This window comes from Bradyrhizobium sp. P2_E8 (assembly GCF_056403875.1).
In genome coordinates this window covers 1-1,254 of sequence record NZ_JBFUES010001486.1, presented here as the reverse complement: position 1 = coordinate 1,254, position 1,254 = coordinate 1, and the positions used below count along the sequence as shown (strand labels likewise).

1 protein-coding gene and 1 pseudogene are annotated in these 1,254 nt (G+C 63.7%); both read left to right on the top strand.

Features of this window, described 5'->3' with window-relative positions; translation table 11 throughout:
• Window positions 1-230: pseudogene (locus AC1D00_RS41650) on the top strand (hypothetical protein); the annotation flags it as partial.
• Window positions 231-267: 37 nt separating this feature from the next.
• Window positions 268-1,254: malonyl-CoA decarboxylase domain-containing protein (locus AC1D00_RS41645; RefSeq protein ID WP_477014709.1), on the top strand; the 987-nt coding region annotated here is incomplete at its 3' end.

Below are 1,254 nucleotides of genomic sequence, written 5' to 3'. Positions count from 1 at the left end.
TGATAGCTCCAACCTCGTCATTGCGAGCGCAGCGAAGCAATCCAGAATCCTTCCGCGGCGGCAGTCAGGATTGCTTCGCTGCGCTCGCAATGACGGCGTGTGAGGCAGCCGCCTCGTTCTCCAAATGCCACTGGCGGGGCATGACAGCTTTCTTGGCGACGCATGGCACCACGAAAGATACAGAATTTGCCTGCTTGATTGTGATCGGCTTCCGCCTAAATCCCGTGTAAGCTTCCGCAGCGCACAAACCGGAATCGAAAAGTCCAGATGGCCAACGCCTTCTTCTCAGACCTGCTCGCCACAATCTCCGATCGCGGCCGCACGCTGCTGCGCCGCGGGGATTCCGACGACACCAAGCACGATGCCAACGGGCTGATCGAGCTCTGCGGTGCGCTGCTGTCCGGTCGTGGCGAAGCTTCGGGCACTGCCATGGCGCGTGAGGTGCTCGACATCTACCAGGAGTTGGATGCGGCAGGACGCCGCGCCTTCTTCGAGGCCCTGGTGCGCGATTTCGGCCCCGATCGGGAACGCCTGTCCAAGGCGATCGAAAAATGGCGCGCCAGGCCCAGTGACGAAGACGCGAGCTCGCTGCACTTCGCCTCCGAGCCGCGGCGGCAGGAGCTGATCCGCCGTCTCAACCGCGCGCCCGGCGGCACCGGCGACCTCGTCAACATGCGCGCCGATTTGCTCGGCATGATGAACGGGCACACCGATCTTGCCGCGCTCGATCGCGACGTCTCGCATCTGCTCTCTTCGTGGTTCAACAGGGGGTTTCTCGTGCTGCGCAGGATCGACTGGTCAACTCCGGCCAACATCCTCGAAAAGATCATCCGCTATGAAGCCGTGCACGAGATCAGCGACTGGGACGATCTGCGCCGCCGCATCGATCCGGTCGACCGCCGCTGCTACGCCTTCTTCCATCCCGCCATGGTCGACGAGCCGCTGATCTTCGTCGAGGTAGCGCTGACCGAAACGATCCCCGGCGCGATCGCGCCGCTGCTCGCGGTCGACCGCCAGCATCTGCCGATCGAGCGCGCGCGCACCGCGGTGTTCTACTCGATCTCCAACACACAGCGGGGCCTGGGCGGCATCTCCTTCGGCAGCTTCCTGATCAAGCAGGTGGTCGAAGAGCTGCGCCGCGAGACGCCAAAACTCGACACCTTCGTGACGCTGTCGCCGGTGCCGGGCTTCATGCAATGGGTGAAGCAGGACAAGGACCTGCCGCTCTCGGACGAGGACCGCGAGGTGCTGAAG